We start from the raw sequence: 26,001 nt of genomic DNA on the forward strand, positions 1-26,001 counted from the left end.
ATGTTAACTACCTCTATTCAAATGTCTTTGTTTTTCTTCTCATGAGTAAAAACAAGAAAACAGAAAATTCAGTCAAAATTTATGCGACACTAGTGATTTAACTTATATTTTTTAATTACTTGCCAGGTCTCTCTTAGCTTCTCTAACCATTCTTTGAAAGCTCTTTTTATCTCACATAAAAGATTAAGTTATAGTTCATAAGCCAGTAACTTTTATTACAATCATAATTTGGTTCATCTGAAGACAAAAAATCCTAGAAACATTTTTCTCATGTGCTACGAAGGGACAAAAAATCGTTTTCTTTTATTGTCCTATAGGCTGATTTAAAATTCTACATCTGTCGTTCGTCAAATAGCGACATAATACCCAGTATCACCTCATTATAATAGTTATATAGTCTTGATTGGTGCGTATTTTTAAAGAAAAGAGGAAAAATTTTATGATAGTAACAGTGGCAGATTTTCTAAATTCGCTTATGAAAAAAGAAAAAGAACTTATTAAGCAATATGAAATTGTAGATCATGGTCCTACTATAGGAGACATGTATGAAGGGCTTACCTCAAGCTTATTGGATAAAGCGCTATTTAAAGAATTAGATATCCGAGTAGCATCAGGTAAAATTAGAAACAAAGAAGGGGAATTTAGCAATGAAGTAGACTGTATGATTGTAGAAGGGGAAGGAGATCCAATTCCTTATACAAATAAATTTATTTATGATATTTCTAATGTTATTGCAGTATTAGAAATTAAAAAGAACCTATATAAAGATGATTTAATAGATTCCTATAATAAAATGCATCAAATTTATAAAATAAGCAGCCATCAACTTACATCTATCAGAGGATTAAGAGATGCTTTTAGACATATTGTAAAAAAAGAATTGCCCGATTATAAAGATGTTGACTTACTTCCATTTCATGAACAAATGATATATCACACTTTATTGATAGAAGAGATTCTACCTTCAAGAATCATATTTGGTTATTATGGATACAAATCTGAATTTTCTTTAAGAGAGGCTTTTGTTAATTTCCTAAATGATCAGTCAGGTAAGAAAGGATTTAGCCCTGTAATATTTCCCGATTTGGTCGTTTGTGGTAATTATTCATTAGCGAAGCTGGATGGGATGCCGTACATAGGTTTCATGGATAAAAATGATTTTTGGAACTTTTATGGGTCTTCAAATGATAATCCGTTATTGCTATTATTAGAAATAATTTGGACAAAGCTTAGCTACAAATATAGTATTAACAGCAGTATTTTTGGGGAAGACTTAGAATTTGAAGCCTTTCATATGTATTTAGCGGGAAAAGCTAAAGAAGACGGGGAGAAGATGGGGTGGGAATTTAAATATCACTTCATGGAGAAGGAAGAGTTAAGACAACTTGACCCTATTCGCTTTGAGTGGGAGCCAGCTGAATTAGATGAGCAAGAATTTGTCATAATAAACTGGCTTTGTATTAATGGAGCTTTAAATATAAATGAATTGGGCCTTCGAGAGTGGATGTTAAAGGAAGAGAAAGATTTGGAAAAAACTGTCAATTATTTGAAAGAAAAAAATTTGGTTTCTTTTGAAAATGGCAATCTAACGCTTTTGACTGACCAATGTCAAGTTGTTGCGGTTGATGGCAAATGGTATGCAGCAGAAAATAAATCTGGAAGGCTTACTAATTGGTTAAAAAAACGAATGAAAGCTAAAAAACAAGCATAGTTTATTAAAATCATAAAAAATAAAATGGAAAAGTTAGTAGATCTAACTTGTTAATAAATATGGATTGGACCATTTGATTTCTGAAGAGTTGATTAATCTTTAATGTATAACGTTCAACAGGAACATAAATAAAATCCCGCCAAAGTTTTATTACTCTTTAGCGGGATTTTATTTGGCTTACCTAGTTTAAACTAAAACGCACTAAAACATGCTCATCAAGCTATGGATATCGCTTCGTTTGTTAAAAAGCCTAAAGTGGCTTTTCTCATCGACAATTATTTCGCATATAAAGCATCGAATAGTACTTCTCACAAGCAATACCAATCTTCATCCTGAGCAAGTTTTGAATTTACTTTATAAAGTGCTGCAGACACAACAGGATTATAGACGAAAGGCATCAAAAGAGATAGGTAACTTTTTTGATGGATTTTTTCTCAACACATTTGCTTTAGAGTTGGAAACTAATTATTGAATACTATTAAAGAACTCATCAATATTTTCAACCTTCGATACAAGGTTTGGAGTATCCCTGAATGAAAGGTTTTTCAGACAACTCCTTAAATAATAAGTTTTTTCATTTGTAATTTTATTTGTTCGAGATCCAAGACGCGCATTAATAAATCCAGTTTCTTTAACTATAGGATTTTCTTCTAGGAAATTAGCAATCTTGTTAGATTTTACAGTGTATAGTGTAGTATCCTCTTGTTGATTATAATATTGGCCAATCAAGTAGCCGACAATTGTATTGCCTTGTGTAAGAACTGATGAAACAAAAAAGTTGCTCAGAGGGTTTCCTCTTTCTACAGAATATTCTTCTTCAGGTATTTTTAATAGCTTTTTATAAGATTCAGAATTTGGCAGCACTACCTTAACGCCTCCAAATTCTTCGAACGAACCTAACGATTCAAGCTCTTCCATAGAATAATAGACTTTCTTATCTACTTGTGGTACTTCTTCAACCTCTGGAGCTATCTCCTGCATTGCTTGGTTAACATCAAATTTTTCGCTAATGATCTCAGCCAAAGATTCTTGAATGCATTTTTGAACTAATGGCCGCGCAGTATTTATAAACTGTTGAGTGACTTTAAATTTAAACCTTTCCTTTATCACAAACTTAATAAAATCATCATTTGGATTTTCGAAAATCTCTTTGATAACTGATTTGAAGGCTTGGGAGTACATCATAGATTCAGCCAAGTTTTTCATACTTTCATAATCATAAAGATTTTTGGAAAACTTTATCAAGTAGCTGAAATCCTCTTCATTATAATTAGTTATATTAAAAACAAAAAAAGGCTTAGAATCCATTATGTTAGCATTATTTAAGTCAGTGAAAAAGTGATATTCTATCCCGTTTGTCAGGATTCCCAATCGTACACTAGGAAAAGTGCTGAAATATCTGCTTAACTGTGGAGCACTTTTAGTGATTTTGCTTGTTACCGGCTTAGCTTCAAGGAAAATTTTCGGTTCACCGTTTATAAAAATAGCATAATCTACTTTTTCGTTCTTTTTATGAAAATCTGCTGTGAATTCTGGTGTAACTTCCTGAGGGCTATACGTATCATATCCTAGTCCTCTGAGCAGAGGTAAGATCAAGAATTGCTTGGTTGATTCTTCATTCTTTATTAGTTCTTTATTATCAGTAGCAACTTTATTTAACATCTCTAATGTTTCTTTAAGATTCATTTTACTGCACCCCTTTGTTTAATCAAAATAACTCTATAATTGGATAATAGAACTAAAAAACCAAGATAATACCATTACGTAATTAAAATAAAGACACGCCGCAGCGTGCTATTACTTCTTATTTCTTTTCTTAATGACTTCCCAAATCTCCCGCAGTTCCTCTAACTGCTCCTCTGGAGACTCCTTTATTTCTCTAAAGAACAAATTCAATTTAGGATTACTGAAGAATTCCTTCATTTCTTCCTCATCTGGAAGGTGAGTTAAAGAAGTATTTATTGAATCGGTGACCTCGAGTAAATAGTCAGTACTTACTTCCAAAACTAGAGCCAGTTCTTTTAACATTTCATTGGATGGCGTACTATGGCCATTTTCGTAGTTACTTATCGTGCCTTTAGTAGTTTTTAGGCGGTTAGCTAGCTCTTGTTGTGTAAGCTTTTTCTTTAAACGCGCTGCTTTTAATCTTTTTGATAGCATGAACAACGCTCCTTTTAAGGTGTACAAGTTTATTGTATAACAATGGCAAAATAATAAAAATAAAGTACAAGGAATTCATATAAAAAATCTTTATATAAGAAATTTGTACATATAATCAGGTATAAAGTACAAGAATATCATACAAATGGGTGGATGATTTGGAAAATGATCGTTTAATAAATGCCCGAATAGAAAAAGGGATTTACCCAAGAAGAGCTTGCTGGAATGCTTGGTTATACTAAAGCAGCAGTTTGGAATTGGGGAAATGGCGTATCTGTACCACGGATGAAAGACGCATTTGCTCTTTCTAAAATTCTAAAAATAAGATGCAGCATACCTGTTTTGTAATCAAAAAGAACAAAATTCTCATACAAAAACTAAAATTACTCAATAAAACAAAATGAGTCAATAAGAAGGTAAGTTTAATGACCCGCCAAACAATGACCGTCCAAGAAGCTGCTGATTACCTTGGCGTATGCACCGACACCATTTACAACATGGTCCGAGAAAAAGAGATTCCACATTTTCGGGTGCGTCGGCGTATTTTCTTTACCAGATCAGCCATTAATGAATGGATACGTGAACAAGAACAACAGGTCATTTCTTGAATCTACCATACTACTAATTTATGTATTTAATAATTGAAAACCCAATACAAAAGGGGGAAGGGACATGACGATCAAACCATCGGCAGAAGTGGGGGAGGCTGTAAGACATCTGCTCGCAGAAAAGGACATGACCAACGAACAAATGGCGGATGACCTCAATATCTCGAAGCAGTTAGTCAGCCATTACAAGAATGACCGCCGGACCATGCAACAGGATATTGCCAAGCAATCCATCCGAGTGTATGAAGACAGTCCGAAATACATAGGGGAACTGCTCTATAAGTTTTCCGATGGTTACATTCCACCCGTTCTAAAAGGTCCAGCTATTGAGCGTCACATGCTGGCATTAAAAGCACATGCAGAAAAGGGGCTGGCTGAGGCTCTTACAGAGGTTGGAGCCCTCTGTCTGGCTAAGCCGCCTGGCATGGCTGATGAAGAAGAAAAAGAAAGCATTGCTCAAATGATGGACAAGTTGCTTGAAGCCCGAATGTTCATTGACAATTTCATGATGGCGATCGAAAGGGACTATGGGATTCCGATGAAAAAGGGAATGAAGAGATTGGTGTTGCAATGGAAAGCAAACAGGTGGCTGGCATAGACAGGCTTTGCCTAGGAGGTTTGAAGAAGATAATTCAAACAATGGGAGGGTGGTCCACATGTTTTTTACTTTATCCGCAAGTCGGTTAATGAGGGCTTCTGAAGTGAGAAGGCAATGCCGAGAAGCTCGGGACAATCCAGCTTTGCTTTTGTGGATTGAGGTGGAAGCGAAAAAGCGGTACTTTGCCTTAACAAAGAAAGCGGCAAGCTAATTGAGGATAGCTTACCGCTCTTAAGGGATTCAGATCTCTTTCATTGTAACACACTGTAAATAAATGGGCACGTTTGGTGCTCATCGTCAGTGGTCAGAGCGGGTTCCTCCTATACCTATCCGCTCGGATGGCTGACGATGGACATCATCCATGAGAAAATTGAATATGCTGAAGATGAGAGGGAGAAAGCGCGTTAAGGATATACATTGATAACAGGAAGAAGAACAAACGCGGCTCTGAGTCGTAATAGACACAAAATGTGTAACAGAATGCCCTGTTAATAATTTGACTAAAGAGAAAAAGAACCACGTCAGGTTCTTTCTCACTTTACAACTTTAAATGGGGCGGCAAGAGTAGGTGCACCTTTTGGAGTGTTTCCTTCTTTTTTGAGAATAAGGAAGTAATCTTCTGGATTATAAAAAGTTACAACGATCCGGTATTTGCCCGAAGAAAGGTTATACTCTAATTGCTCTAATGAAAATGTCTGTGAAGTAGAGGTTTTTGGATGAAGCAAAGTCCCTTTTTCTTCAAAGGATTTATCTTTAAATGGTACAGAATACCATGCATCCTTAACCTTCTTTTCAATTGCAAAATCTTGACCGTAACTGAACTGGGTATCACTATCGTTCTGAATATTAATTGTGATTTCGTTGTCAGATGTTTTGTATACTGCTTTTTCGGTTGATAGTTTAATTCCTTTATCGGAGCTAGGACGTTTTTGAATGGGGGCTTCTTCTTTAAGATAAGAGCCCTCAGCTTGGCAGCCAGTAAAGAAGAGCAGTAAAGCTATAAAAATAAAAGAAATAAGTGGATATTTTTTAATCACTAAAACACCTCCTGCTTTTACTATACCAATAATTGGATAGAGAAGCAGTAAGAGAATTTAATGAATAGTTCAGTTCGTTGAAAATGTGAAGGAGTGTAATAAACATAAAAAAAATCACCTATTAGGTGATTAAGCTGGTTTGACCACTTTGAGTTCTCTAAGAATTAGTAGAACACCGACTCCATACGAAATCGAAATGGCCAAAGGGACTAGATTAAATGCGAGTTCAACAAAGAACCCACCTAAGATGAAAGAGGATATACAAGCGGCAAGAGTGACAAATAAGTAAGCTTTGCTTTTGTAAATCCACATATAGGGCAGAAAGTGAGATCCTGCTAATAACCCGATGGTAAAAGGGATATATTCAGGGATGTGCGTATACACGATGATAAATACAGGTATGTAAAATGCTTGTATAGCTGCAACCATTCCACCTAATGTACCTAATGGATTATCACTAGATAAAAGATTAACATTCACTATTTTGCCTAGCAGGACTCCAAATGGGAAAATGACACTTAATCCAAAAATCCATATAAGAGATAGGGTCTTCGTTGGAAAAAATAAGGGCATAAAGGCAAATAATAAAAAGACAATAGCGCCAGATAATAGAATAGGGTAGCCCTTCTTTCCAGTAAAGATGATATCAGTTTGTAATTGTTCAAGTGTTCGGTTCATATAATTATGCACTCCTTTATAGCGAATTACCGACTTCTACAATTTAACAGTTTTTCAATGGATTTACTACTATTGTTTTATTCAAGATAACTATAATGAAAAGGTTTATGCATAGTACGTGGAAAATTTTTATCTACTTTAAATTCCTTCGACAGCTCAAGATAACTTTTTGCCCCATCTAGATAACGTAAAACAATCTGTAATTTTTCTTCTGCATTAAATTTAATCACAAAAACACCCCGTAAATGTTAATTTGTGTCTAACATTTACAGGGCAGTTCATGTTAAAACGAATATCTTCATAAGGTGCAAAATCATTTGTTTTAGGACCCATATAGAACTCATCCTTTATATCTTGAAGGATAGATGCAAACTGATTTCGTAGTAGTGTTTAATGTGTATTGTGGGTAACTGGCAGCGCATCAATGAGAAGAACCATTTGAAATAGTGCCAATGAATAAAACAAAGTAACATAAGGAAGTGTAGTCAACGAATAGCTTTAGTTTAAAGAAAAGTTGTTGACGAAACTGGTCAACAACCCTCATTTTTCATCCGAATTAATCAGAATTCACACACATTAAACCTTGACACAATCGTATTCCTAGAGTGATAATAAGAATTAACTTGAATAGTGTATCCTTCGGGGCGGGGTGAAATTCCCCACCGGCGGTGATGAGCTAATGCTCTTAGTCCGTGACCCGTGTTCGTTTTCGAACCGGTGGATTCGGTGAAATTCCGAAGCCGACAGTGATAGTCTGGATGGGAGAAGGATGAAGCATTTTAAAAAACAGGTTTTAAAATGCTTATTTGGCTACGCCTTTTGCGCCCCGTATATATTATATATACGGGGCTTTGTTGGTTTATTGGCTGTAAACCATTCATTGGACGAAAATATTTAGGAATCGAGAGAGGACTAGCGAAATGTTAAAGGAACAGTATATGGAGTTAGCCCTGTCGCTGGCAGAAGGCGTGAAGGGACAGACATCTCCGAATCCGCCGGTCGGTGCGGTGGTCGTGAAGGACGGCCGTGTCATCGGAATGGGCGCCCATTTGAAAGCGGGCGAAGCCCATGCGGAGGTTCATGCTCTTCGTGCAGCCGGAAAGGAAGCGGCCGGTGCCGATTTATATGTAACATTAGAGCCTTGTTCACACCACGGAAAGACGCCGCCATGCGCGAATTTAGTAGCTTCCTCCGGGATTAAGAGGGTATTTATCGCGACGGTGGACCCGAATCCTAGAGTGAGCGGAAAAGGCGTGCAAAAGCTGGAATCTGCCGGAATTGAAGTAGAGATTGGAGTCTGCCGGGAAAGAGCAGATCGCTTGTTAGAACCGTTTTTTCATTTTATTCAGCATCAAACCCCATTCGTCACAATGAAAACAGCCATTACAGCCGATGGCAAAACAGCTGCCTACACAGGCCATAGCCGCTGGATTACTGGTCAGCCGGCAAGGGAAGATGTTCATTGTCTCAGACATGAGCATGACGCGATCCTCGTCGGTGTCAATACCGTTCTTCAGGATAATCCTCTCCTGACCACCCGTTTGCCCCACGGAGGAAAACACCCCATTCGAGTCATTTTAGACACGCATTTACGTATACCCATTACAGCAAATGTTATTGAAAACAAAGAAGCCGCTACGATCGTCGTTTGCGGCAGTGAAGCCTCTTTAGACAAAGAGGAAGCGCTTATCGCGGCTGGTGCCGATGTGATTCGTCTGGAGACGGCCGATATTCATATCCCGCTTCTTCTGGAAAAATTAGGAGAAGAGGAGATCATGACGCTGCTTGTCGAAGGCGGGGGCGAAGTGAACGCTTCATTCTTTCAGGAGAAAGCCTTTCAACGAATCGTCATCTATATGGCACCTAAATTGATCGGCGGCAAAATGGCGCCTACGCCATTTGCGGGAGAAGGCTTCCCGACGATGGATGAGTCCATCCAGCTAGTGTTTGATAAGGTGGAGATGATTGGACAAGATATTAAGATTACAGCTTCGCGGAAGGAAGGGTAACCACATTGTTCACAGGCATAATTGAAGAAATCGGCATGATAGAAGAAGTGCTTGCCCAAAACAAATCGATGCAGCTGACCATTGCGGCTCACAAGGTGCTTGAGGATGTCCGGCTCGGGGACAGCATTGCGGTCAATGGAGTCTGTTTAACAGTTACAAGCTTCACTTCCGAACGCTTTACGGTTGATGTGATGCCAGAAACGTTTCGGGACACATCCCTCAGCAGGCTCAGCCGGGGATCGAAAGTGAATTTGGAACGGGCCATGGCGGCAAACGGCCGTTTTGGCGGCCATTTCGTTTCCGGTCACGTCGATGGAGTCGGTGTGATTACCGGGAAAAAGCGCGTGGAGAACGCACTTTACATTGATATCCAGTATTCAGCGGAGCTTTCTCCATACCTGATGCCGAAAGGCTCCGCAGCACTCGACGGCACGTCATTGACCCTCTTTTATGTATCTGAAAAAGAGCTGACCATTTCGCTTATTCCCCATACACAAGAGGAGACGATTCTAGCGGAGAAGGCGATTGGTGACCTTGTCAATATCGAGTGCGACATGCTTGCAAAATATGTAGAGCGGATGCTGGGGCACAAGGCAGAAAAGCCGGCTTCTAACGTAACGATGGACTTATTGCAAAAACATGGCTTTGCTTAATAAAACAGACGGGGTGAAAAAGATGTTTGCATCCATAGAAGAAGCATTGGAAGATTTAAAAAAAGGAAAAGTCATCATCGTTGTGGATGATGAGGATCGGGAAAATGAAGGTGATTTTGTCGGCTTGGCCGACTTTGCGGATGCCGAGATGATCAATTTCATGGCAAAGGTTGGGCGCGGTCTCATTTGCGTACCGGTAGAAGAAGAGAAAGCGAAGCAGCTTGGGTTGAATATGATGGTCGATCACAATACGGATAGCCACGGCACGGCATTTACCGTCAGCATTGATCACGCATCCACCCATACGGGAATCAGCGCATTTGAACGGGCGGAAACGATACAGGCCATGATGAAAGAGGATGCGGCGCCGGCTGACTTTAAACGGCCTGGGCATATTTTCCCACTGGTCGCTAAAAAGGGCGGCGTCTTAAAGAGAGCCGGCCACACAGAGGCAGCAGTGGACTTGGCATTGATTGCCGGGCAGCAGGGCGCGGGAGTGATTTGCGAAATTATGAAGGAAGACGGAACGATGGCGCGGCTTCCCGACTTATTCGTACTAGCAGAAGAACTCGATTTAAAAATTATTACGATCCAGCATTTGATAGAGTACCGCCGTAAGAAAGAAGCGCTTGTTACCCGGGAAGTAACTATCGAGCTGCCAACCGAATTCGGGCATTTCCAAGCGGTCGGCTATACGGAAAAGCTGACGGGCAAGGAACATGTCGCCCTTGTTAAAGGGGAAATCGATGAAGAGGCTCCTGTACTTGTTCGGGTCCATTCTGAATGCTTAACGGGTGATGTCTTCGGCTCCTGCCGCTGTGATTGCGGCCCGCAGCTGCATGCCGCACTTCAGCAAATCGAAGAGGAGGGCCGGGGCGTGCTGCTTTATATGCGCCAGGAAGGCCGCGGGATCGGTCTTATTAATAAACTAAAGGCATATAAACTGCAAGAGCAAGGCTATGATACGGTAGAAGCAAATGAGAAGCTTGGTTTTGCGGATGATTTGCGTGACTATGGCATTGGCGCCCAAATTTTGCGGGATCTTGGCATTAAAGAGATGAAGCTGTTAACGAATAATCCGCGCAAAATTGCCGGCCTGAAAGGGTACGGGCTTGAAATCGTCGACCGGGTGCCTTTGGAAATGCCGCCAAAGGAAGAGAACCGCCGTTATTTAGAAACGAAAATCACGAAATTAGGTCATTATTTAACTATTTAATCAGGGAGAGAAGAACATGAGCAGAACATTTGAAGGAAATTTAATTGGTACAGGACTGAAAGTGGGCATTGTTGTGGCTCGTTTTAATGAGTTTATTACCGGCAAACTGTTGAGCGGAGCAGAAGACGCCCTGCGCCGCCACGGGGTGGAAGAAGACAACGTGGACATTGCCTGGGTGCCGGGCGCGTTTGAAATCCCGTTAATCGCCAAAAAAATGGCGGACAGCGGCAAATATGATGCAGTGATTACACTCGGCACTGTCATTCGCGGATCGACTGCCCATTTTGAATATGTCAGCAACGAAGCGACTAAAGGCGTGGCACAAGCGGGCATGCAGTCAGGTGTACCGGTTATCTTCGGCGTATTGACAACTGATACGATTGAACAAGCGATCGAACGAGCTGGAACAAAAGCCGGCAACAAAGGCTGGGAGGCTGCTGCGACAGCCATTGAAATGGCTAATTTAGTAAGATCTATTGAAGGATAATGAAAAGACCGCCTCCTCCTTGGAAGGCGGTCTTTTTGGTGAGGCTTGTTCTTATGAAGGGGCTTTGGTAAAATACCTTTTGTGGCTAGGCTGGTTGACCAGCTCTAGCGGGTAGGGAGAGGGCGCTGTACGAAAGGTACATGTAAGATGAAAAAGAGTGGAGGTTTTTTTCAGTTAGCTGATCATGACACAACAATGAAGCGGGAGGTTACCGCCGGGATCATCGGCTTTTTTACGATTATTTATATCGTAGCCGTGAACTCGTTTATTTTGTCCGAGGCTGGCGTGCCGTTTGAGGGAGCTGTAGTAGCAACGATACTTGCCTCATCGGTCGGATGTGTGGTGATGGCATTTTGGGCCAATGCGCCGATTTTGCTTGTGCCGGGCATGGGGCTGAATGCCATGTTTGCTTACACTTTTGTCCAGTCAATGGCACTGAGCTGGCAGGAAGCGCTTGGCGTTGTTGTTGTATCGGGCTTGCTGTTCGTGCTTGTATCGGTCACAAAAATGGCCGACTGGCTGAATGCGTCGATTCCGCCGATTTTAAAGGAAGCCATTTCAGTTGGATTAGGCTTTTTTCTTATGCTGATCGGTCTTGAAAAAGGCGGGCTTGTCGTGCGGGGAGAGCATTCTATTTTAGCGCTCGGCAATTTGGGCGATCCGGCTGTACTGATTACAGTGCTGACGCTGATAGTGACGCTCATTGTGTTTTTAAAAGGCGTACCGGGCGGCTTTCTATGGAGTATCTTGTTTGGAACTGTGGCGGCGTGGGTCGCCGGGCTGTTGCCGGAAGTAGGAGACGCGTCCTTTTCTGTTGCTGTATACAACGATGTATTCGCCGCGTTTTCATTGTCTGACTGGCTATCGGTGCCTTTTTGGTCTGCTGTGTTTTCGCTGACGATGGTACTCGTGTTTGAAAATGTCGGTTTAGTCCATGGCCATACAGAATTTGCCGGCCGTCCAGATAAATTTAAAAGAGCGCTTCAGGCTAATGCTTTTTCTTCATTTTCTTCAGGGATCTTCGGAACGAGTCCGACCGTGTCTACGGTGGAAAGCTCCGCAATGATCGCTGCAGGAGGAAGAACAGGGCTGACTACACTGACCGCAGGCATTTTGTTTCTGCTTTCAGTTTTTGCTATTCCCTATATGAAGCTGATTCCGGATATGGCGATTGCTCCTGTGTTAATGATGATCGGCAGCTTGATGATCCAAAACATTCGTCACTTGGATTTAACCGATTTAACGGAAGCAGTGCCGGCTTTGTTCATTATTGTGATGATTCCGTTTACGTATAGCATTGCGGATGGCATTGCAGCCGGCTTTATTTTATATCCGCTGTTAAAGGTTGTCATGGGCAGAGGGCGCGAGGTATCGAAGCTGCTCTGGATTGTTTCCGTGCTCTTCTTGCTGAATTTTGTTGTGCATTATGCTTGACAACTATGACAAAAAGCACACCGCTATAGACAAGTGGTGTGCTTTTTTTGCCGAGAAAACTTATTCGCCTGCTTCCTTATTGACCCACTCCTCGATGAAATGGATCATTTTCGAAATAGCGGGCGTAGGGGCATGCTTTCTCGTATTTGTCAGAATGCCTACTTTTCGTGATAAAGGAATTTCAACCGGTCTAGTGGCAATGCCGTCCAGAACTGTACTGTTTAACAGCAGGCGCGGCAGCAGGCTGATCCCTAAATTATGGCGGATCATGGCAAGAATCGTTTCATCCCCTCTGATTTGATACGTGATCCGCGGCTGGATGCCTTCCTTTTTTAAAAAATTGTGCACCTCGAACAAGGAATCTGGGTACGGCAAAATCCATTCTGCTTCTTTTATCGCTTGTAAGCTGATGATATTAGCTTGCGCCCATTCATGCCTGGTGCTCATGACTGCAACGATCGGGTCCTCCAATAAAAAGCGGAAATCCCATTTGTGATGATGAGAGGAGCCGATAGCAAAATCGATTGTATCCTCCTCCAGCCAGTCGTCTAACTCTGATGCATTGCCCTCATATAATTGGATTTCAATAAAGGGGTAGCGCTGTTTAAATTCGCTGACTATCCGCGGCATCCAGTTTGTGGCAATGCTGATATAGGCGCCGATGCGGACTTTCCCGGTTTCCAGCCCATTAATCCTGTCAACCGTTCCCAACAATTTTTCATAGCCTCTTTCAATCTCTCTCATCGCCTGTAATACCTTTAAACCATTCTCCGTCGGCTTCACGCCATTTTTTTGTCTGACGAGCAAAGCAAAGCCGTATTCTTCCTCTAAGCTGCTGATCATTTGGCTAATGCTTGGCTGCGTGTAGTTTAACAGGTCGGCCGCTTTTGTTAAGCTGCCAGTTTCCACAACTTTAATATACGCGAGGTATTTTTTTACATTCATTGCCGCCACCTCTAAGATATAAGATTTTATTATAATTGATATCAATTATATTTAGTTTACTTATAATTAGCCAGGGAATACAATGGTCACAACTTCTACTTCATCCAGCTTTGGATCTTGAGAAAAGGAGAGAAAGCAGTGAGTTACATTGTACAGTTTGTAATCGGCGGCATGATTCTGGTAGCGGCCTCCTTGTTAAGTCAATCCAAGTATTTATTCCTCTCGGGGGTGATCACGCTGCTTCCTGTGATGACGCTGATTAACGTGAGCTTACAACTAAAGAATATGAACCTGAATGAGTTTCAAACAACGCAAAAAAGTGCGGTTTTCGGCGCTTTAGGGGCGGTCATTTTAGTAGCCGGCATTTTCTTGCTGACGCATTGGGTGAAACCCCTGCACGCGGTGATTGGAGCTTCTTGCATTTATTTGTTTTATATGGCTGGGTATTTAATCTTGTTCTCCGATAAAGTAAGCGCGTAATGCCGATGCTGGCGCCGGCTTCCTGAAGTGTGAGCGCAGCAGCAAGGAAAAGATAGACCGGCGTTTGATTTTTTTGTATGCTAATAGAAAAGCATAAGTGGATTGTGGGGAGAAAACATGCAAATTGAATTAATTAAATGCCATGGATCAAGTAATGACTTTTTATTAATCGATGAATGGACAAATGGCTATTCATTTTCCGAGGAAGACAGAAGGAATTTATCGATCGCCTTGTGTAACAGAGAGTCCAGCCTTGGAGCGGACGGTATTTTGTTTGTAATGGAAAGCGGGCGGGCTGACGCGAAGATGAGAATTTTTAATTCCGACGGCTCTGAAGCGTCCATGTGCGGGAACGGCCTGCGCTGCCTTGGCCGTTACGTGTGCGAGCTTCTGAAAAAAGATGAGATCGTTGTGGAGACGATGAAAGCAGATTTGCAGGTAACAAAAGATGAGGAGCTCTATGAGGAGGTGCCGACGTATCGCGTGGAAATCTCACTGGTTTTGTTTGAGCTGTCCAGCCTGCCGATGCATATCGAGGGAAAGGACACATTATTAAATGAACTGGTGCCTGCGCTTTCCGATTCAATCGCGTTTTCGGCGGCGGCTGTGCCGAACCCGCATTTAATTGCTATTGTGAATGAAGAGCAAATCGCTTCTGACGAGCAAAAGCAGATTGCGCAAAAGCTGAATGGCCCGAATGACATTTGCCCTGATGGCGTGAACGTCAGCTTCGTTCATCCAATTGAGCCGGGAAAAATTTATGTGCGCACCTTTGAGCGCGGAGTCGGATTTACGAATGCCTGCGGAACAGCGATGTCCGCGTCTAGCTTGATTACGTGCCTGCTTGAGAAAAATCAGCTAGAGGAAACCATTGAGGTATATAACAACGGCGGCAAGGTCCGCTGTGTGGCTCATCGCAAAGCAGATGGCGGCTATTGGATTGATTTAATCGGCAACGCCACCTACTTATACGAGGCGGTTGTGGAAGTAGATCTTCGCAATCCGTCCGCTTTCGCTATTGCCGGGAAGCAGGAACGGACAGAGCAAGGGCAGTATGAAAAACTAGGCAGTGAGGTAAAAGAATTTTTGCAGAAAACAGTATTTGCCTAAACAACAAGAAATTCCAAGAGTGCGCTCTTGGAATTTCTTTCTATCAAGGGGGACGGAGGAGGCGTATAAATGACGAAGGGCAAACAGGAAGCAGCTCATCTTGAAGCACGATGGCCGTTAATCGCAGCTATGAAAGGCGGACAAGAGGTCACATGGCTCAATGAACAAAAATCAATGAACACAGCGGACCAGCTGCCAATTCAGCTGGAAGAAATAGAGGACGCAGATGCCCGCTTAAGAAGATTCGCTCCTTTTCTGGCGGCTGTTTTTCCGGAAACGAGGAATTCGGCTGGCGTGATTGAATCGCCTTTGCTGGAGATCGGCCGTATGAAAGCTTTTCTTGAAGAGTATCATCAGGAAAAGATCGAGGGACAATTATATATGAAAGCCGATCACCTTTTACCGGTCGCCGGTTCGGTGAAAGCGCGCGGAGGCATGTATGAAGTGTTAAAGCATGCAGAACAGCTTGCAATAGAGAATGGACTGTTATCAACAGAAGAAGATTATAGTAAACTAGCAAGCGGAGAAATGAGAAAATTTTTCTCTGGCTATTCACTTGCTGTCGGCTCTACAGGGAACTTAGGATTAAGCATTGGCATGACAGGCGCAGCGCTTGGGTTTCAGACAACGGTTCATATGTCTATAGATGCGAAAGAGTGGAAGAAACGGCGACTTCGTGAAAGAGGCGTGCAGGTAATTGAATATGCCGATGATTACAGCCGAGCTGTAGAAGAAGGCAGAACGCTGAGTGCGCAGACAAAAAACAGCTTTTTCATTGATGATGAGCATTCCAGGGAGTTGTTTCTTGGCTATTCAACGGCTGCCCTTCGTTTGAAAGAACAGTTTCAGGAACAAGGCCTTCTCATTGATAAAGATCATCCATTGATTGTGTATTTGCCATGCGGAGTAGGCGGCGCACCGGGAGGGATCTTTGCTGGGCTGAAGCGGGTGTTTGGCGAGCATGTGTATAGTTTTTTTGCGGAGCCGGTGCAAGCTCCGTGCATGCTGCTTGGATTAATGACCGGCCTGCATGACCGGATAGCTGTGCAGGATGCCGGTATTCACTTAGCAACAGAAGCCGACGGGCTGGCCGTCGGCAGGGCGTCAAGCTTTGTCGGCAGAGCAGTAGCGGATGACCTCGATGGAGTTTTTACTATATCGGACGATCAGCTGTTTATATATTTAGGGCAAATGGCTAAGCGTGAAGGCGAGCATCTGGAACCTTCCGCTCTTGCCGGAATAGAAGGACCTTTGCGGGCTAAGAGAAGCGGCTGGCTCGAAAGACACTTAACGGACGAGCAAAGAGCCCATGCTGTCCATCTCGTATGGTCCACAGGCGGAAGCCTGGTCCCGCAAGAAGAGATGGCAGCCATGATCCGCAAGGGAGAGCAGCTGTTTCCTCAATAAAGCCGCGCCTTTTCTCTTTTGTTTAATCTTCTTTCATTCAGGTAAAGGAGAAAGGAAAGAGAAAATAGAGTAGTGGTGATCATATGGAGAACGTGACCCGTTTTTTTTCAGCCGACCATTTGATGGGCAGGCTGCTGCAATTCCTCCTGTTTGCAGCTATCATTGTTATTGCCAAATGGCTCACGATGAGATGGCTAAATAGAAGAACAAGGGAACAGGACGCATGGAAAAGAGAACTTGTGCCCCTGCTTGGCACCACCTTGAATTGGCTCAGCTTTTACGGTCTGCTGTTATTGTTTCTATACTATTTTTCAAAGGAAAAATGGCTGTTTTACCCGCTTTATACATCGGGAGACGCCGAGGTCACTGTCTTTTTGATTCTTGTTGCGATCCTTACCGTATCTCTTGCCCAAAGGCTGGTGAAATTGTTTAACCGTCTGGTAATGAGCAGAGTCTACGAGTACTATGGATTGGAGAGCGGTGTCACCTATACGTTCAATCGAATGATTTACTATACGGTCATGATCGTGGCGCTGGCAATCAGTTTTGCCACAGTGGGGCTTGATTTAACAGCGGCGGCCGCTTTATTTAGCGTGCTGGGGATCGGGATCGGCTTTGGCATGAGAAATGTGGCCGGTAATTTCATATCAGGGATCATTATCTTATTTGAACGCCCGGTTGAAGTGGGTCAAGTGATAGAAGTGAATGGCAAATTTGGACGGGTGGAAAGCATCAGACTCCGTTCGACCATTGTGAAAACAGCGACGGAGGGTTCCTTGGTGGTGCCTAATCAGTATTTCATTGAGCAAATTGTGCCAAACCGTTCAGGAGCCGAGATTGTAGCAGAAGTAGTCATAGAAGTAACATTTGGGCAAGATACAGAAGAGGTGGAGAGACTGCTGTATAGAGCAGCCGATAAAGTCATCGCTGAAAAAGAAATCGAGCCGCAGGGATCAACAACTGTCCGCTTTATCGATTTTCGCAATGAAGCAATGGTGTTTAAGGTGGAGGTGCCTGTACAGAATATCAGTATCAAACAAAAGATTGAAAGCCGGCTCCGCCATGCTGTTGCTTCCTTATTCCAAGAGCACCAAATCCGGCTCGCTTCACAGCCGATTGAAGTGAAGCGGCAGTAACGATAAGAAAGGTGTCCCTTTATGTGTTTAATTAACTTTTGTTTTCAGGCGCAGGAGCAATATAAATTAGTCATCGCTGCAAACCGGGATGAATTTTTTAACCGTCCGACCAAGCCGGCCCATTATTGGAAGGATCAGCCTGTTATTCTGGCCGGACGTGATTTGGAAAAGATGGGAACCTGGCTCGGGGTAACGAAAACGGGGCGGGTGGCGGCGTTGACGAATTTCCGCGACCCTGCGGAACACACCGCAGGAAAGCGATCGCGCGGAGAAATCGTTCAGGCGTTTTTAACAGGATCAGAGCCGCCTGAGATCTTTATGGACAAGCTGCAGCGCCGAAAAGACGATTACCCGGGCTTTAACTTGCTGGCTGGTACGGCAGACGAGCTGTGGTATTATAACAATAAAAGCGATGGTAAAGAAAAAATCGCTCCCGGTGTTCATAGTTTGAGCAATGCGTTTTTAAACAGTCCGTGGCCAAAGTCTGAGAAAGGAAAGGCTTATTTAGAAGAGTGCCTGCACCATGCTGAGGGGCGCCTGGCTGATTGTCTGTTTTCTTTTTTACAAGATGGCCGGCAAGCGCCGGATGAGGAGCTGCCTCACACAGGTGTATCCCTCGATTGGGAAAGAAGGCTGTCGCCGCTCTTTATTAACAGTGAGGACTACGGAACAAGGTCGTCGACTGTCGTCTTGGTTGATCGGAGGAATCGGGTGTTTTTTGCTGAAAGAACGTATGTCCAAGGAACGCTGAGCGGAGAAGCATCGTTTCAATTTGCGGTCGAACCGTTTTAAAAAAGAGCTGTCTTGCAAGCTAGTCCATGTTGGCTCGCTTGAAGACAGCTCTTTTTGCTGATCAGGCTGTACGGTTCTTTGTTGATTGGGGGAGCAGACGGGCAGAAGCTAAGCGTTTGCGGACCTCTATTCCAATCCAGGCAGCAAGGAAGGCTTTTATAATGCCGCCGATAATGAATGGAAGGAATCCAGCTGCCAATGCCTCCATCCAGCTCAATTCAGCAAAAATCTTCAGCCAAACCGTCCCGAAAGCGAGGTTAATCACCATACCGATCAAGTTAGCCGAAAAAGCCTGCGGCACAGTGGCCTTGGTTTTTTCAATATACCAGCCGATAAAGAACGCTGATAGGACAAAGCTGATAATATATCCGCCGGTTGGCCCAAAGATGATGCTCATTCCTGCCGACATGCCGGAAAATACAGGCACACCAACTGCTCCGACTAGCATATATAACAGAGCGGACAGCGCCCCATATCTGGAACCGAGAATAGTGGCTGCCAGGCCGACTGCCAGCGTTTGCCCGGTAATCGGGACAAAGGGAAGCGGAATCGTAATTTGGGCGAAAATACCAATGATAGCCGCGAAAAGAGCGGCTGTCAGCATCATTCTTAATCGTTCATGTTGAGCAGACATTGTCATGCCTCCAATCTATCTTTTAAAATTGTTAACTATATTTTAATTATAGATAACTAAATGTGTCAATTGTTTTTAGTTTCTGTAAAAGACAGAGGCGGATCAGCAGAAAAAATAAGAGGGTATTCCTGCGTCTCTAAAATAAAAACAGGTGGAGAAAAAGGAAGGATTTTTCTCTGCCTGTCTAGAATGAAAGCGATGATTGCCTTAGAAAGCTTCGGTCAGAATGAAGATCTGTCTGTTTTGGAGAAGGAAAAGAGACCGAGCCAAAAAGTTATTTTTCAAGGTTTCTGGACCGGCCCTCCTTTAAGAAGAAACTGAAAAACGAGTCAACCTATCTTGCGAATCATGATTTTTCTGTACATCCCATTCATCAGGACCTTTTTCTCTTCAGTAATCGTCAAATGCTTATTGTTTCTGCGGTATAACTCTTCAAAATTCAATCCGATATCTGTTCCTAATAGTTGAATTAGCGGCCTGAGCAGTTTTTTTGGCCACGACAGCGTCTGTTCTTTCGGAATAAACTTATCAAAAATAACGATGGTTCCTTCCTTTTTTAACACCCTCTCCATTTCTTTAACGCACTTATCAGCATCGGGTACAACGGAAAGAATCAGGCTGGCAATGACATAATCAAATGTTTCATTTTCAAACGTCATATTTTGGGCGTCCATTTCTAAGAACTCAATGGAGGAATGCTTGAATTTATCCCTTGCCCGATGCAGCATATCAGGTGAAAAGTCAATGGCCGTTATATTCAGTTGGGCTTGATCAATTAACTCTAAATCAGCGCCTGTTCCGACGCCGACAAATAGAACTTTTTGGCCGCTATCAAAAGGAATGTGCTCAAAAATTTGTTTGCGAGCTTGTAAGAAAGCTCCGGAATTAAAGATTTTATCGTACATTGGCGACCAGACTTTATAGATGATCTTGTTCCAGGAATTATTCATTCTTATCCCCCTTAAAGGCTTCTTCATTGTATAGACGGGCTATTTCTGTGTTTGACTTCAAGCAGCCGCACCCTATTACTTATAAGCTTAAAATATGAATCTTATTTAATAAAGATTATTAAAGATACATTGTATGAAAAATTCAAAATAAACTCTACAACGAACAAAATTTTTCAATAATTTTAGCTCTCCTTTTGGTCATGTAGTATAGTAGTGTAAAAGATGACACGGATGAATGAGGGGATGAAGACTTGAACAAAGGAATGGGCAGTTCAGTTGGCACCTTTGGAGAGCTGGCTCAGGGAGAAAGGGATGGCCAGCCGTTTTTATTTACACTGCCGGTGCCGATAAAGAGCCGGGCGGTGTTCGTTCCGGACGGTCTCCAAGGAGTGCGCAGCCATCAATCACATAAGAAAAAAGCAGTTCAGGCCGCCGAGCTTGCTTTAGAACGGCTGAGAAAAAACACAGGAGGCATGCTTTACCTCTCTTCTCAAATTCCCGTCGGCAAAGGGATGGCGAGCAGTTCGGCTGATATGACAGCTGCGGTGCGCGCTGTTGCGGCAAGCTTTGGCACCAGCTTGCAGGGGGCGGATATTGCAAAGATTGCCGCTGCCATTGAGCCGACTGATGGAGTCATGTACGAAGGAATCAATGCAATCAACCAGCAAACGGGTGAGCTGCTTCATGCTTATCCGAATGTACCGGAGCTGTTTCTTCTTGGCTATGATAGCGGCGGCCGTTTAAATACGCAGCGCTATTACAGGATGAAGCGGTCTTATTCGCCTGCCGAGAAGGCCGACATGAAGCAGCTGTTTGACGAGCTGCATCAAGGGTTGTTGTCAGGAGACCAAGCGGCCATTCTATCAGCCGCGACGAAAAGCGCCGCGTTAAATGACCGCCTGCTTTCCAAGCCTTTTTTTGACTTGTTTGCAGATCTGGCGGCAACATTTGGCTGCGGAGTGATTGCCGGTCACAGCGGAACAGTGATTGGTTTATTATTTTCAAAAAATGATCCTCGTTTTCTCGAAAAGAAAGAACAGGCTGAGCGGATCATTGAGCAAAAAACCAAGTGGCAGCCTGTTCTTTCCGCTTCTGTATCTGGTCCTTCTGTCGCTTTTGGGCCGAAAAAGGCGGGCTTGCACCAGCTATAATTTGTCCAACTGTGTAAAATTTTTCTTGTCAAATGAATGAATAACCTGCTAATCTATTAAAAAGAGTTAGAATTTTAGAAAATTCAGGATGCCATACATAAAATTGAATAAATAAGAAGAGAGTGCCCAGGAGTTATAAAACTCCGGGATAATAGGGAAATCGGTGAAAGTCCGATGCAGCCCCCGCTACTGTAAACGGTGATGAAATTGTCAACAGCCACTGGCGTGATGCCGGGAAGGGACAAGAGTAAAGCGATCCGTAAGCCAGGAGACCTGCTTTCTTCTTCGAACCATCATTCTTCGGAGGGAAGAATAGGATGAGTGCATGGAGCAAAGCCGGCATGTCCGGTTGTTTGTACGTTCCTTTAGCCGCTTCAATACGCAGCTCTTAGTCCTTAACTTCCTCCGAAGTTAAGGGCTTTTTTGTTTTTAAGGCTCTGTTCACTAAAAAGGGCTACTTTTAAAAGAGGAGTGAATGAAATGGCGACATGGGATTTAACGGAAATGAACCATCATGTGCTTATTTGCAACGGATCAAGCTGTATGAGAAAAGGCGGGGAAGAGGTAACCCAGGCGATCAGGAAGGAAATTAAAGAACGTGATTTAGATGTGCGGGTGCATACGACGAGAACGAGATGCAACGGCCGCTGCAAAGATGCTTGTGTGGTAATCGTTTATCCAGAAGGAACCTGGTATCACGAAGTGGACGAACAGCTTGCAGAAAAGATTGTTGCTTCTCACCTGCAGCAAGGCGAGCCGGTTGAGAACGCTGTTACGTATACATCGCATGACAACGGCATGACCCTGAAAAATGATCGCGTAACCGGAGTAGCTAAAGAGAAAGAAAAGCAAAAGATCAAGTAAATGCGGGAGGGCGAACGAAGTGAAGGGAAAATTATTAGTCATCGGTTTTGGACCGGGAAGCGCGGAACATATTACCGAGCGGGCCAAAGAGGCGCTGAAGGAAAGCGATTGCATTATTGGCTATAAAACATATGTTGATTTGATTGCTGATTTTATTAAAGGCAAAGAGATTATCAGCACAGGCATGTCAGAGGAGGTCAGCCGTGCGCAGGCAGCCGTTAAACTAGCAGAGCAAGGTAAAACAGTGGCCGTGATTTCAAGCGGAGATGCCGGTGTTTACGGCATGGCGGGGCTTGTTTATGAAGTACTTGTTGAGCAAGGCTGGAAAGAGGAAAGCGGCGTAGGCGTAGAGATTGTCCCTGGGGTGTCAGCGATCAATTCATGCGCCTCGCTTCTCGGGGCCCCTGTGATGCATGATGCCTGTACGATCAGCCTCAGCGATCACTTAACGCCGTGGGAGCTCATCGCCAAACGGATCGAGGCCGCGGGGGCTGCTGATTTTGTTATTGCATTATACAACCCAAAGAGCGGCCGGAGAACAAGGCAAATTGCGGAAGCGCAGCGAATCTTGTTAAAGCATCGCTCCCCGGATACACCGGTCGGCCTTGTTAAAAGTGCGTACAGAGAACGAGAACAGGTTGTCATTACTGATCTTCAACATATGCTTGATCATGACATTGGCATGCTGACGACCGTTATTATCGGCAATTCAGCCACCTTTCTCTATGACAATAAAATGATCACGCCGCGCGGCTATCAGCGTAAATATACGTTAACATCAGAAAAACAGCCATTGAAACCGCACGAGCGGCTGAAGCCTAAAAATGAGCCATGGGCGCTTCATGGGGGACAGGAAGAAAAAAGCGATCTCTATAAGCTGGGAATGAAAGCACTTCAGCTCTTGGATGGAAAAGAAAAATCCAGTGTCAGCAAGCCGCTGTTCCAACGAAAAATCGAGTCCATTTTTGAAGTCGCCGTCAGTCCTGGTGTGGCGAACAAGGTATTTTCTGCTGGGCAAATGCTTGTTCTTTCAAAGGCAGCCGGAGAAAGGGGCTCAATCGAATATACGCCTCATCATCAAATTATTTTGCGGGTGCCGACAGAAGAGCCGGATCAATTGACGGCCGACCTGCAAAACGCCGGTTTTCTGCTTTCGCCGATTGGGGATGTAGCCACTGTGAAAGCTTGCGATTTTTGCGATGGCGAGAAAAAGGATGCTATTCCGTACGCTGAACGGCTGCACGAAAAGTTTGACGGCATGGAGATGCCGAAAGAACTGAAAATTGGAGTGAACGGCTGCGGCATGGCTTGCTACGGAGCGGTCAAAGAAGATATCGGCATTGTTTTTCGCAAAGGAAAGTTTGACTTGTTTCTAGGAGCTAAAACAGTTGGACGGACTGCTCATGCCGGCCAGCCGGTGGCTGAAGGGATCGAACCGGAAGCGCTTGTTCCGCTTTTAGAAGAAATCATTGCTGAATACAAAGAAAAAGGCCATCCGAATGAACGGTTTTTTAAATATTTCAAACGCGTCAAAAGAATTCAAAGCTTTGACTATCGCAATATGGAACCGAAAATCGATATTGAACCTGCACCGTGCGGGGATTAAAGGAGCGGACAGTAAATGAAGGCAATCTTATTTGTCGGCCATGGAAGCCGAGATCCAGAAGGAAATGAACAAATTAGGCAGTTTATCGGACAGCTCGTTCCAGAGCTTGGAAAAGACCTCCTGTATGAAACATGTTTCTTGGAATTTGAACAGCCAAATATCGCAAAGGGCATTGATAGCTGCATTGCCAAAGGGGCCACATCTGTTGCGCTCATTCCATTAATGCTGCTGCCGGCGGGCCATTCTAAAATTCACATTCCTCATGAAATAGATGAAGCCAAGGAAAAGTATCCGGCGGTTCAATTTACATATGGCAAGCCGATCGGCATCCACTACGAAGCGATTGATATTTGCAAAAGCCGTCTTTTGGAGACAGGGGAATATCAGGAGGGGACCGATGAGAAAACTGCTGTGATCCTGCTTGGCCGCGGCGGCAGTGATGCCGATGCCAACAGCGATTTGTTCAAAATCACCCGGCTTTTATGGGAAAAGCTGCGCGTTCCGATGATTGAGCCGGCATTTATCGGTGTCACGTCCCCAAGCTTGGAAGAAGCGGTGGAAAAGACAGTGCGTCTCGGAGCGGAAAAAGTCATTATTCTCCCGTACTTCCTTTTTACTGGTGTCTTAATCAAGAGACTTGAGCAGATGACAGAACAGTTCAAGGCTGCTTATCCGGGAATTTCTTTTACGCTTGCGGAGTATTTTGGCTTTCACCCGAAGCTGAAGACAGTTATTAAAGACCGGGTGGAGGAAGTGCTGAAAGGGGAGGTCTATATGAATTGCGACACCTGCCAATACCGCTTTGAAGCGATGGAGCATATAGATCATCATCACCACCACGATCATGATGATGACCATGACCACCATCATAGCCATGAAGAGGGAAGCGAGGCGGCAACAGTCAAATGATTTTCTTTTTGGCGGGAACAAGTGATGCAAGGGAGCTGGCTGTCACTCTGCAACAGGACGGCTATCCGGTCATCGCATCGGTTGTAACCGAAAATGCGGCCAATGAATTAAAACAGGTGGGGGTTCCGGCATTTGCCGGGCGCATGGACGCTGAAGCGATGCAGGCGTTTATTGGCGAAAAAGAGGCAGCGGCCGTCGTTGATGCAAGCCATCCATTTGCTGAAGAAGCATCTAAAAACGCCATGGTGGCTGCTTCACAAGCTGGCATTCCGTATGTTCGCTTTGAAAGGAAAGAACAGGACTTCCAAGAGTCGTCCCTAATTACATATGTCTCCACATATGAAGAGGCAGCCGACAGAGCAGCAAAAACCAAAGGAACCGTCATGCTGACAACAGGAAGCAAAACATTAGCTATTTTCACTGAACGCTTGCTTCCGATCGAAGATATCCGCCTTGTGTGCCGGATGCTTCCGCGTAAAGACAACATGGAAAAGTGTGAACAGCTTGGCTTGCCGCAAAAAAACATTGTGGCCATTCAAGGGCCGTTCACGAAAAAGTTCGATCAAGCTCTTTACGAGCAATATGACGTGGCATGTATGGTCACAAAAGCAAGCGGCCAGCGGGGGTCTGTCGATCAAAAGATCGAAGCGGCGAAAGAACTCGGCATTGAAACGATCGTCATCGAACGCCCGTCCATTGACTATCCGAACCGCTGTTCAAGCTTTGAAGAAGTCCGGGACATGCTGCGTAAATTCAAGATTAAAAGGGGACATGGAGATGGATTTTAAAACAGAATTTAAACCAGAAACGGTTCAACCGATGGAGATTGAAGGACTCAGCTTTGACATTATTACAGAAGAATTTGGTCCGCACTCATTAACCGATGAACAATATAAAGTTGTGCAGCGCGTGGTTCATGCTTCGGCTGATTTTGAGCTCGGCAAAAGCATGCTGTTTCATCCACAGGCGATAGAAGCAGGCATTCAGGCAATCAGGAACGGAGAACGGATCATTTGTGACGTGCAAATGGTGCAGTCCGGTGTCAGCAAGCCAAGAATCGAAAAGTTCGGCGGCAGCACGCACGTTTATATTTCTGATGAAGATGTGATGGCGGAAGCCAAACGATTAAATACGACCAGAGCGATCATTTCCATGCGCAAAGCCACCTCTGAAGGGGAAGGCGGCATCTATGCGATCGGCAACGCGCCGACAGCCTTGCTGGAATTGATCCGCCTTGTGAAAGAGGGGGCCGCCAAGCCAAGCCTGGTGATCGGCCTGCCGGTCGGTTTTGTTTCTGCTGCCGAATCTAAAGAAGAGCTGGCCAAGCTCGACATCCCATATATCACGAATATCGGAAGAAAAGGCGGCAGCACAGTGACTGTGGCCGCTGTCAACGCGTTATCCCTGCTCGCGCAACAGCAATGAC

At 43.9% G+C, this 26,001-nt stretch carries 27 protein-coding genes, 1 pseudogene and 2 riboswitches; of the genes and pseudogenes, 21 read left to right on the forward strand and 7 right to left on the reverse strand.

The annotated features are described in order from the left end of the window. The first annotated feature begins 439 nt into the window (after nt 1-439). Nucleotides 440-1,711, forward strand: a complete 1,272-nt coding sequence (locus tag B1A98_RS08955) for a DUF6602 domain-containing protein (RefSeq protein WP_063385140.1) — start codon at nt 440-442, stop codon at nt 1,709-1,711. A gap of 465 nt (nt 1,712-2,176) precedes the next feature. Here B1A98_RS08955 and B1A98_RS08960 read toward each other — a convergent pair whose 3' ends face one another. Continuing rightward, on the reverse strand, nt 2,177-3,397 hold the full coding sequence (locus B1A98_RS08960; protein ID WP_063385139.1) for a type I restriction endonuclease: 1,221 nt from the start codon (nt 3,395-3,397) through the stop codon (nt 2,177-2,179). Between the two features lie 111 nt (nt 3,398-3,508). After that, the gene (locus tag B1A98_RS08965; RefSeq protein WP_063385138.1) at nt 3,509-3,871 is read right to left on the reverse strand and encodes a helix-turn-helix domain-containing protein; all 363 of its coding nucleotides are present in this window, start codon (nt 3,869-3,871) and stop codon (nt 3,509-3,511) included. Between the two features lie 204 nt (nt 3,872-4,075). Here B1A98_RS08965 and B1A98_RS20740 point away from each other — a divergent pair. From B1A98_RS20740 to B1A98_RS20430, 4 genes and pseudogenes are all read left to right on the forward strand, one after another. Beyond that, nucleotides 4,076-4,219: pseudogene (locus B1A98_RS20740) on the forward strand (helix-turn-helix domain-containing protein); the annotation flags it as partial. 77 nt (nt 4,220-4,296) lie between these two features. After that, nucleotides 4,297-4,479 carry a helix-turn-helix domain-containing protein gene (locus B1A98_RS08975; protein WP_063385137.1) on the forward strand — a complete coding sequence of 61 codons (183 nt, stop codon included), beginning with the start codon at nt 4,297-4,299 and terminating at the stop codon, nt 4,477-4,479. Between the two features lie 64 nt (nt 4,480-4,543). After that, a complete protein-coding gene (locus B1A98_RS08980) occupies nt 4,544-5,077 on the forward strand; it encodes a helix-turn-helix domain-containing protein (protein WP_063385136.1) in 534 nt (177 codons plus the stop codon). 58 nt (nt 5,078-5,135) lie between these two features. Then, complete coding sequence (locus B1A98_RS20430) at nt 5,136-5,288, forward strand: hypothetical protein (protein WP_169713106.1); 153 nt, start codon at nt 5,136-5,138, stop codon at nt 5,286-5,288. 322 nt (nt 5,289-5,610) lie between these two features. Here B1A98_RS20430 and B1A98_RS08985 read toward each other — a convergent pair whose 3' ends face one another. Next, nucleotides 5,611-6,114 (reverse strand): immunoglobulin-like domain-containing protein, encoded by a 504-nt coding sequence (locus B1A98_RS08985; RefSeq protein WP_063385135.1) that lies wholly within the window; start codon nt 6,112-6,114, stop codon nt 5,611-5,613. Between the two features lie 129 nt (nt 6,115-6,243). After that, nucleotides 6,244-6,792 (reverse strand): DUF7010 family protein, encoded by a 549-nt coding sequence (locus tag B1A98_RS08990; protein ID WP_063385134.1) that lies wholly within the window; start codon nt 6,790-6,792, stop codon nt 6,244-6,246. A 631-nt stretch (nt 6,793-7,423) separates the two neighbouring features. After that, nucleotides 7,424-7,566, forward strand: a riboswitch (FMN riboswitch). Between the two features lie 146 nt (nt 7,567-7,712). Here B1A98_RS08990 and ribD point away from each other — a divergent pair. The 5 genes from ribD (at nt 7,713) to B1A98_RS09015 (ending at nt 12,591) form a co-directional block, all read left to right on the forward strand. Further along, entirely contained in the window at nt 7,713-8,801 is a 1,089-nt protein-coding gene (gene ribD / locus B1A98_RS08995) for a bifunctional diaminohydroxyphosphoribosylaminopyrimidine deaminase/5-amino-6-(5-phosphoribosylamino)uracil reductase RibD (protein WP_063385133.1), read from the forward strand. 5 nt (nt 8,802-8,806) lie between these two features. Next, nucleotides 8,807-9,454: a riboflavin synthase gene (ribE, locus tag B1A98_RS09000; protein WP_063385132.1), complete on the forward strand. Its 648-nt coding sequence runs from the start codon at nt 8,807-8,809 to the stop codon at nt 9,452-9,454. Between the two features lie 22 nt (nt 9,455-9,476). Continuing rightward, nucleotides 9,477-10,670, forward strand: a complete 1,194-nt coding sequence (locus B1A98_RS09005) for a bifunctional 3,4-dihydroxy-2-butanone-4-phosphate synthase/GTP cyclohydrolase II (RefSeq protein WP_041098010.1) — start codon at nt 9,477-9,479, stop codon at nt 10,668-10,670. Nucleotides 10,671-10,686: 16 nt separating this feature from the next. After that, a complete protein-coding gene (gene ribH, locus B1A98_RS09010; RefSeq protein ID WP_041096204.1) occupies nt 10,687-11,157 on the forward strand; it encodes a 6,7-dimethyl-8-ribityllumazine synthase in 471 nt (156 codons plus the stop codon). Nucleotides 11,158-11,304: 147 nt separating this feature from the next. Next, nucleotides 11,305-12,591, forward strand: a complete 1,287-nt coding sequence (locus tag B1A98_RS09015) for an NCS2 family permease (protein ID WP_063385131.1) — start codon at nt 11,305-11,307, stop codon at nt 12,589-12,591. A 60-nt stretch (nt 12,592-12,651) separates the two neighbouring features. Here B1A98_RS09015 and B1A98_RS09020 read toward each other — a convergent pair whose 3' ends face one another. Further along, entirely contained in the window at nt 12,652-13,536 is an 885-nt protein-coding gene (locus tag B1A98_RS09020) for a LysR family transcriptional regulator (RefSeq protein ID WP_063385130.1), read from the reverse strand. A gap of 138 nt (nt 13,537-13,674) precedes the next feature. Between B1A98_RS09020 and B1A98_RS09025 the strand changes: the two genes are divergently transcribed. From B1A98_RS09025 to B1A98_RS09045, 5 genes are all read left to right on the forward strand, one after another. After that, complete coding sequence (locus B1A98_RS09025) at nt 13,675-14,016, forward strand: GlpM family protein (RefSeq protein ID WP_041096198.1); 342 nt, start codon at nt 13,675-13,677, stop codon at nt 14,014-14,016. 117 nt (nt 14,017-14,133) lie between these two features. Further along, nucleotides 14,134-15,126: a diaminopimelate epimerase gene (gene dapF, locus B1A98_RS09030; RefSeq protein WP_063385129.1), complete on the forward strand. Its 993-nt coding sequence runs from the start codon at nt 14,134-14,136 to the stop codon at nt 15,124-15,126. A 69-nt stretch (nt 15,127-15,195) separates the two neighbouring features. Further along, entirely contained in the window at nt 15,196-16,533 is a 1,338-nt protein-coding gene (locus B1A98_RS09035) for a D-serine ammonia-lyase (RefSeq protein ID WP_063385128.1), read from the forward strand. An 83-nt stretch (nt 16,534-16,616) separates the two neighbouring features. Then, nucleotides 16,617-17,669 (forward strand): mechanosensitive ion channel family protein, encoded by a 1,053-nt coding sequence (locus B1A98_RS09040; protein ID WP_063385127.1) that lies wholly within the window; start codon nt 16,617-16,619, stop codon nt 17,667-17,669. A gap of 21 nt (nt 17,670-17,690) precedes the next feature. Beyond that, the gene (locus B1A98_RS09045) at nt 17,691-18,461 is read left to right on the forward strand and encodes an NRDE family protein (protein WP_063385126.1); all 771 of its coding nucleotides are present in this window, start codon (nt 17,691-17,693) and stop codon (nt 18,459-18,461) included. Between the two features lie 61 nt (nt 18,462-18,522). Here the strand turns inward: B1A98_RS09045 and B1A98_RS09050 are convergent, their stop codons facing one another. Then, the gene (locus B1A98_RS09050; RefSeq protein WP_063385125.1) at nt 18,523-19,095 is read right to left on the reverse strand and encodes a biotin transporter BioY; all 573 of its coding nucleotides are present in this window, start codon (nt 19,093-19,095) and stop codon (nt 18,523-18,525) included. Between the two features lie 329 nt (nt 19,096-19,424). After that, entirely contained in the window at nt 19,425-20,045 is a 621-nt protein-coding gene (locus B1A98_RS09055; protein WP_063385124.1) for a class I SAM-dependent methyltransferase, read from the reverse strand. 251 nt (nt 20,046-20,296) lie between these two features. On the opposite strand from B1A98_RS09055, the gene B1A98_RS09060 reads away from it, so the two are divergent. The 6 genes from B1A98_RS09060 (at nt 20,297) to B1A98_RS09085 (ending at nt 26,000) form a co-directional block, all read left to right on the forward strand. Beyond that, entirely contained in the window at nt 20,297-21,196 is a 900-nt protein-coding gene (locus B1A98_RS09060) for a GHMP family kinase ATP-binding protein (RefSeq protein ID WP_063385123.1), read from the forward strand. 103 nt (nt 21,197-21,299) lie between these two features. After that, nucleotides 21,300-21,491: riboswitch (cobalamin riboswitch) on the forward strand. A gap of 185 nt (nt 21,492-21,676) precedes the next feature. Beyond that, nucleotides 21,677-22,060 carry a (2Fe-2S) ferredoxin domain-containing protein gene (locus tag B1A98_RS09065; protein ID WP_063385122.1) on the forward strand — a complete coding sequence of 128 codons (384 nt, stop codon included), beginning with the start codon at nt 21,677-21,679 and terminating at the stop codon, nt 22,058-22,060. Nucleotides 22,061-22,079: 19 nt separating this feature from the next. After that, nucleotides 22,080-23,666, forward strand: coding sequence for a precorrin-3B C(17)-methyltransferase (cobJ, locus tag B1A98_RS09070; protein ID WP_063385121.1), 1,587 nt, complete (start codon nt 22,080-22,082; stop codon nt 23,664-23,666). Nucleotides 23,667-23,681: 15 nt separating this feature from the next. Continuing rightward, nucleotides 23,682-24,575 carry a sirohydrochlorin chelatase gene (locus B1A98_RS09075; RefSeq protein ID WP_063385120.1) on the forward strand — a complete coding sequence of 298 codons (894 nt, stop codon included), beginning with the start codon at nt 23,682-23,684 and terminating at the stop codon, nt 24,573-24,575. Further along, nucleotides 24,572-25,363 carry a precorrin-6A reductase gene (gene cobK, locus B1A98_RS09080; protein WP_063385119.1) on the forward strand — a complete coding sequence of 264 codons (792 nt, stop codon included), beginning with the start codon at nt 24,572-24,574 and terminating at the stop codon, nt 25,361-25,363. Before B1A98_RS09075 ends, cobK begins: the two co-directional genes overlap by 4 nt. Further along, the gene (locus tag B1A98_RS09085) at nt 25,353-26,000 is read left to right on the forward strand and encodes a precorrin-8X methylmutase (protein WP_063385118.1); all 648 of its coding nucleotides are present in this window, start codon (nt 25,353-25,355) and stop codon (nt 25,998-26,000) included. The genes cobK and B1A98_RS09085 overlap by 11 nt, the downstream gene beginning before the upstream one ends. Nucleotide 26,001: the final 1 nt, after the last annotated feature.

This window comes from Pseudobacillus badius, assembly GCF_002189605.1.
In the GTDB taxonomy this organism is placed as follows: Bacteria; Bacillota; Bacilli; order Bacillales; family Domibacillaceae; genus Pseudobacillus; species Pseudobacillus badius.

Bases quoted from the DNA above. Each gene is read 5' to 3' on its own strand.
- B1A98_RS09085 (WP_063385118.1), top strand. From the start codon at position 25,353: ATGGATTTTAAAACAGAATTTAAACCAGAAACGGTTCAACCGATGGAG.
- B1A98_RS08975 (WP_063385137.1), top strand. From the start codon at position 4,297: ATGACCCGCCAAACAATGACCGTCCAAGAAGCTGCTGATTACCTTGGC.
- ribD (WP_063385133.1), top strand. From the start codon at position 7,713: ATGTTAAAGGAACAGTATATGGAGTTAGCCCTGTCGCTGGCAGAAGGC.
- B1A98_RS09065 (WP_063385122.1), top strand. From the start codon at position 21,677: ATGGCGACATGGGATTTAACGGAAATGAACCATCATGTGCTTATTTGC.
- B1A98_RS09005 (WP_041098010.1), top strand. From the start codon at position 9,477: ATGTTTGCATCCATAGAAGAAGCATTGGAAGATTTAAAAAAAGGAAAA.
- dapF (WP_063385129.1), top strand. From the start codon at position 14,134: ATGCAAATTGAATTAATTAAATGCCATGGATCAAGTAATGACTTTTTA.
- B1A98_RS09055 (WP_063385124.1), bottom strand. From the start codon at position 20,045: ATGAATAATTCCTGGAACAAGATCATCTATAAAGTCTGGTCGCCAATG.
- B1A98_RS20430 (WP_169713106.1), top strand. From the start codon at position 5,136: ATGTTTTTTACTTTATCCGCAAGTCGGTTAATGAGGGCTTCTGAAGTG.
- cobK (WP_063385119.1), top strand. From the start codon at position 24,572: ATGATTTTCTTTTTGGCGGGAACAAGTGATGCAAGGGAGCTGGCTGTC.
- B1A98_RS09075 (WP_063385120.1), top strand. From the start codon at position 23,682: ATGAAGGCAATCTTATTTGTCGGCCATGGAAGCCGAGATCCAGAAGGA.
- ribH (WP_041096204.1), top strand. From the start codon at position 10,687: ATGAGCAGAACATTTGAAGGAAATTTAATTGGTACAGGACTGAAAGTG.
- B1A98_RS08955 (WP_063385140.1), top strand. From the start codon at position 440: ATGATAGTAACAGTGGCAGATTTTCTAAATTCGCTTATGAAAAAAGAA.
- B1A98_RS09050 (WP_063385125.1), bottom strand. From the start codon at position 19,095: ATGTCTGCTCAACATGAACGATTAAGAATGATGCTGACAGCCGCTCTT.
- B1A98_RS08990 (WP_063385134.1), bottom strand. From the start codon at position 6,792: ATGAACCGAACACTTGAACAATTACAAACTGATATCATCTTTACTGGA.
- B1A98_RS08965 (WP_063385138.1), bottom strand. From the start codon at position 3,871: ATGCTATCAAAAAGATTAAAAGCAGCGCGTTTAAAGAAAAAGCTTACA.
- B1A98_RS08980 (WP_063385136.1), top strand. From the start codon at position 4,544: ATGACGATCAAACCATCGGCAGAAGTGGGGGAGGCTGTAAGACATCTG.
- B1A98_RS09040 (WP_063385127.1), top strand. From the start codon at position 16,617: ATGGAGAACGTGACCCGTTTTTTTTCAGCCGACCATTTGATGGGCAGG.
- B1A98_RS08960 (WP_063385139.1), bottom strand. From the start codon at position 3,397: ATGAATCTTAAAGAAACATTAGAGATGTTAAATAAAGTTGCTACTGAT.
- B1A98_RS09020 (WP_063385130.1), bottom strand. From the start codon at position 13,536: ATGAATGTAAAAAAATACCTCGCGTATATTAAAGTTGTGGAAACTGGC.
- B1A98_RS09035 (WP_063385128.1), top strand. From the start codon at position 15,196: ATGACGAAGGGCAAACAGGAAGCAGCTCATCTTGAAGCACGATGGCCG.
- B1A98_RS09045 (WP_063385126.1), top strand. From the start codon at position 17,691: ATGTGTTTAATTAACTTTTGTTTTCAGGCGCAGGAGCAATATAAATTA.
- B1A98_RS09015 (WP_063385131.1), top strand. From the start codon at position 11,305: ATGAAAAAGAGTGGAGGTTTTTTTCAGTTAGCTGATCATGACACAACA.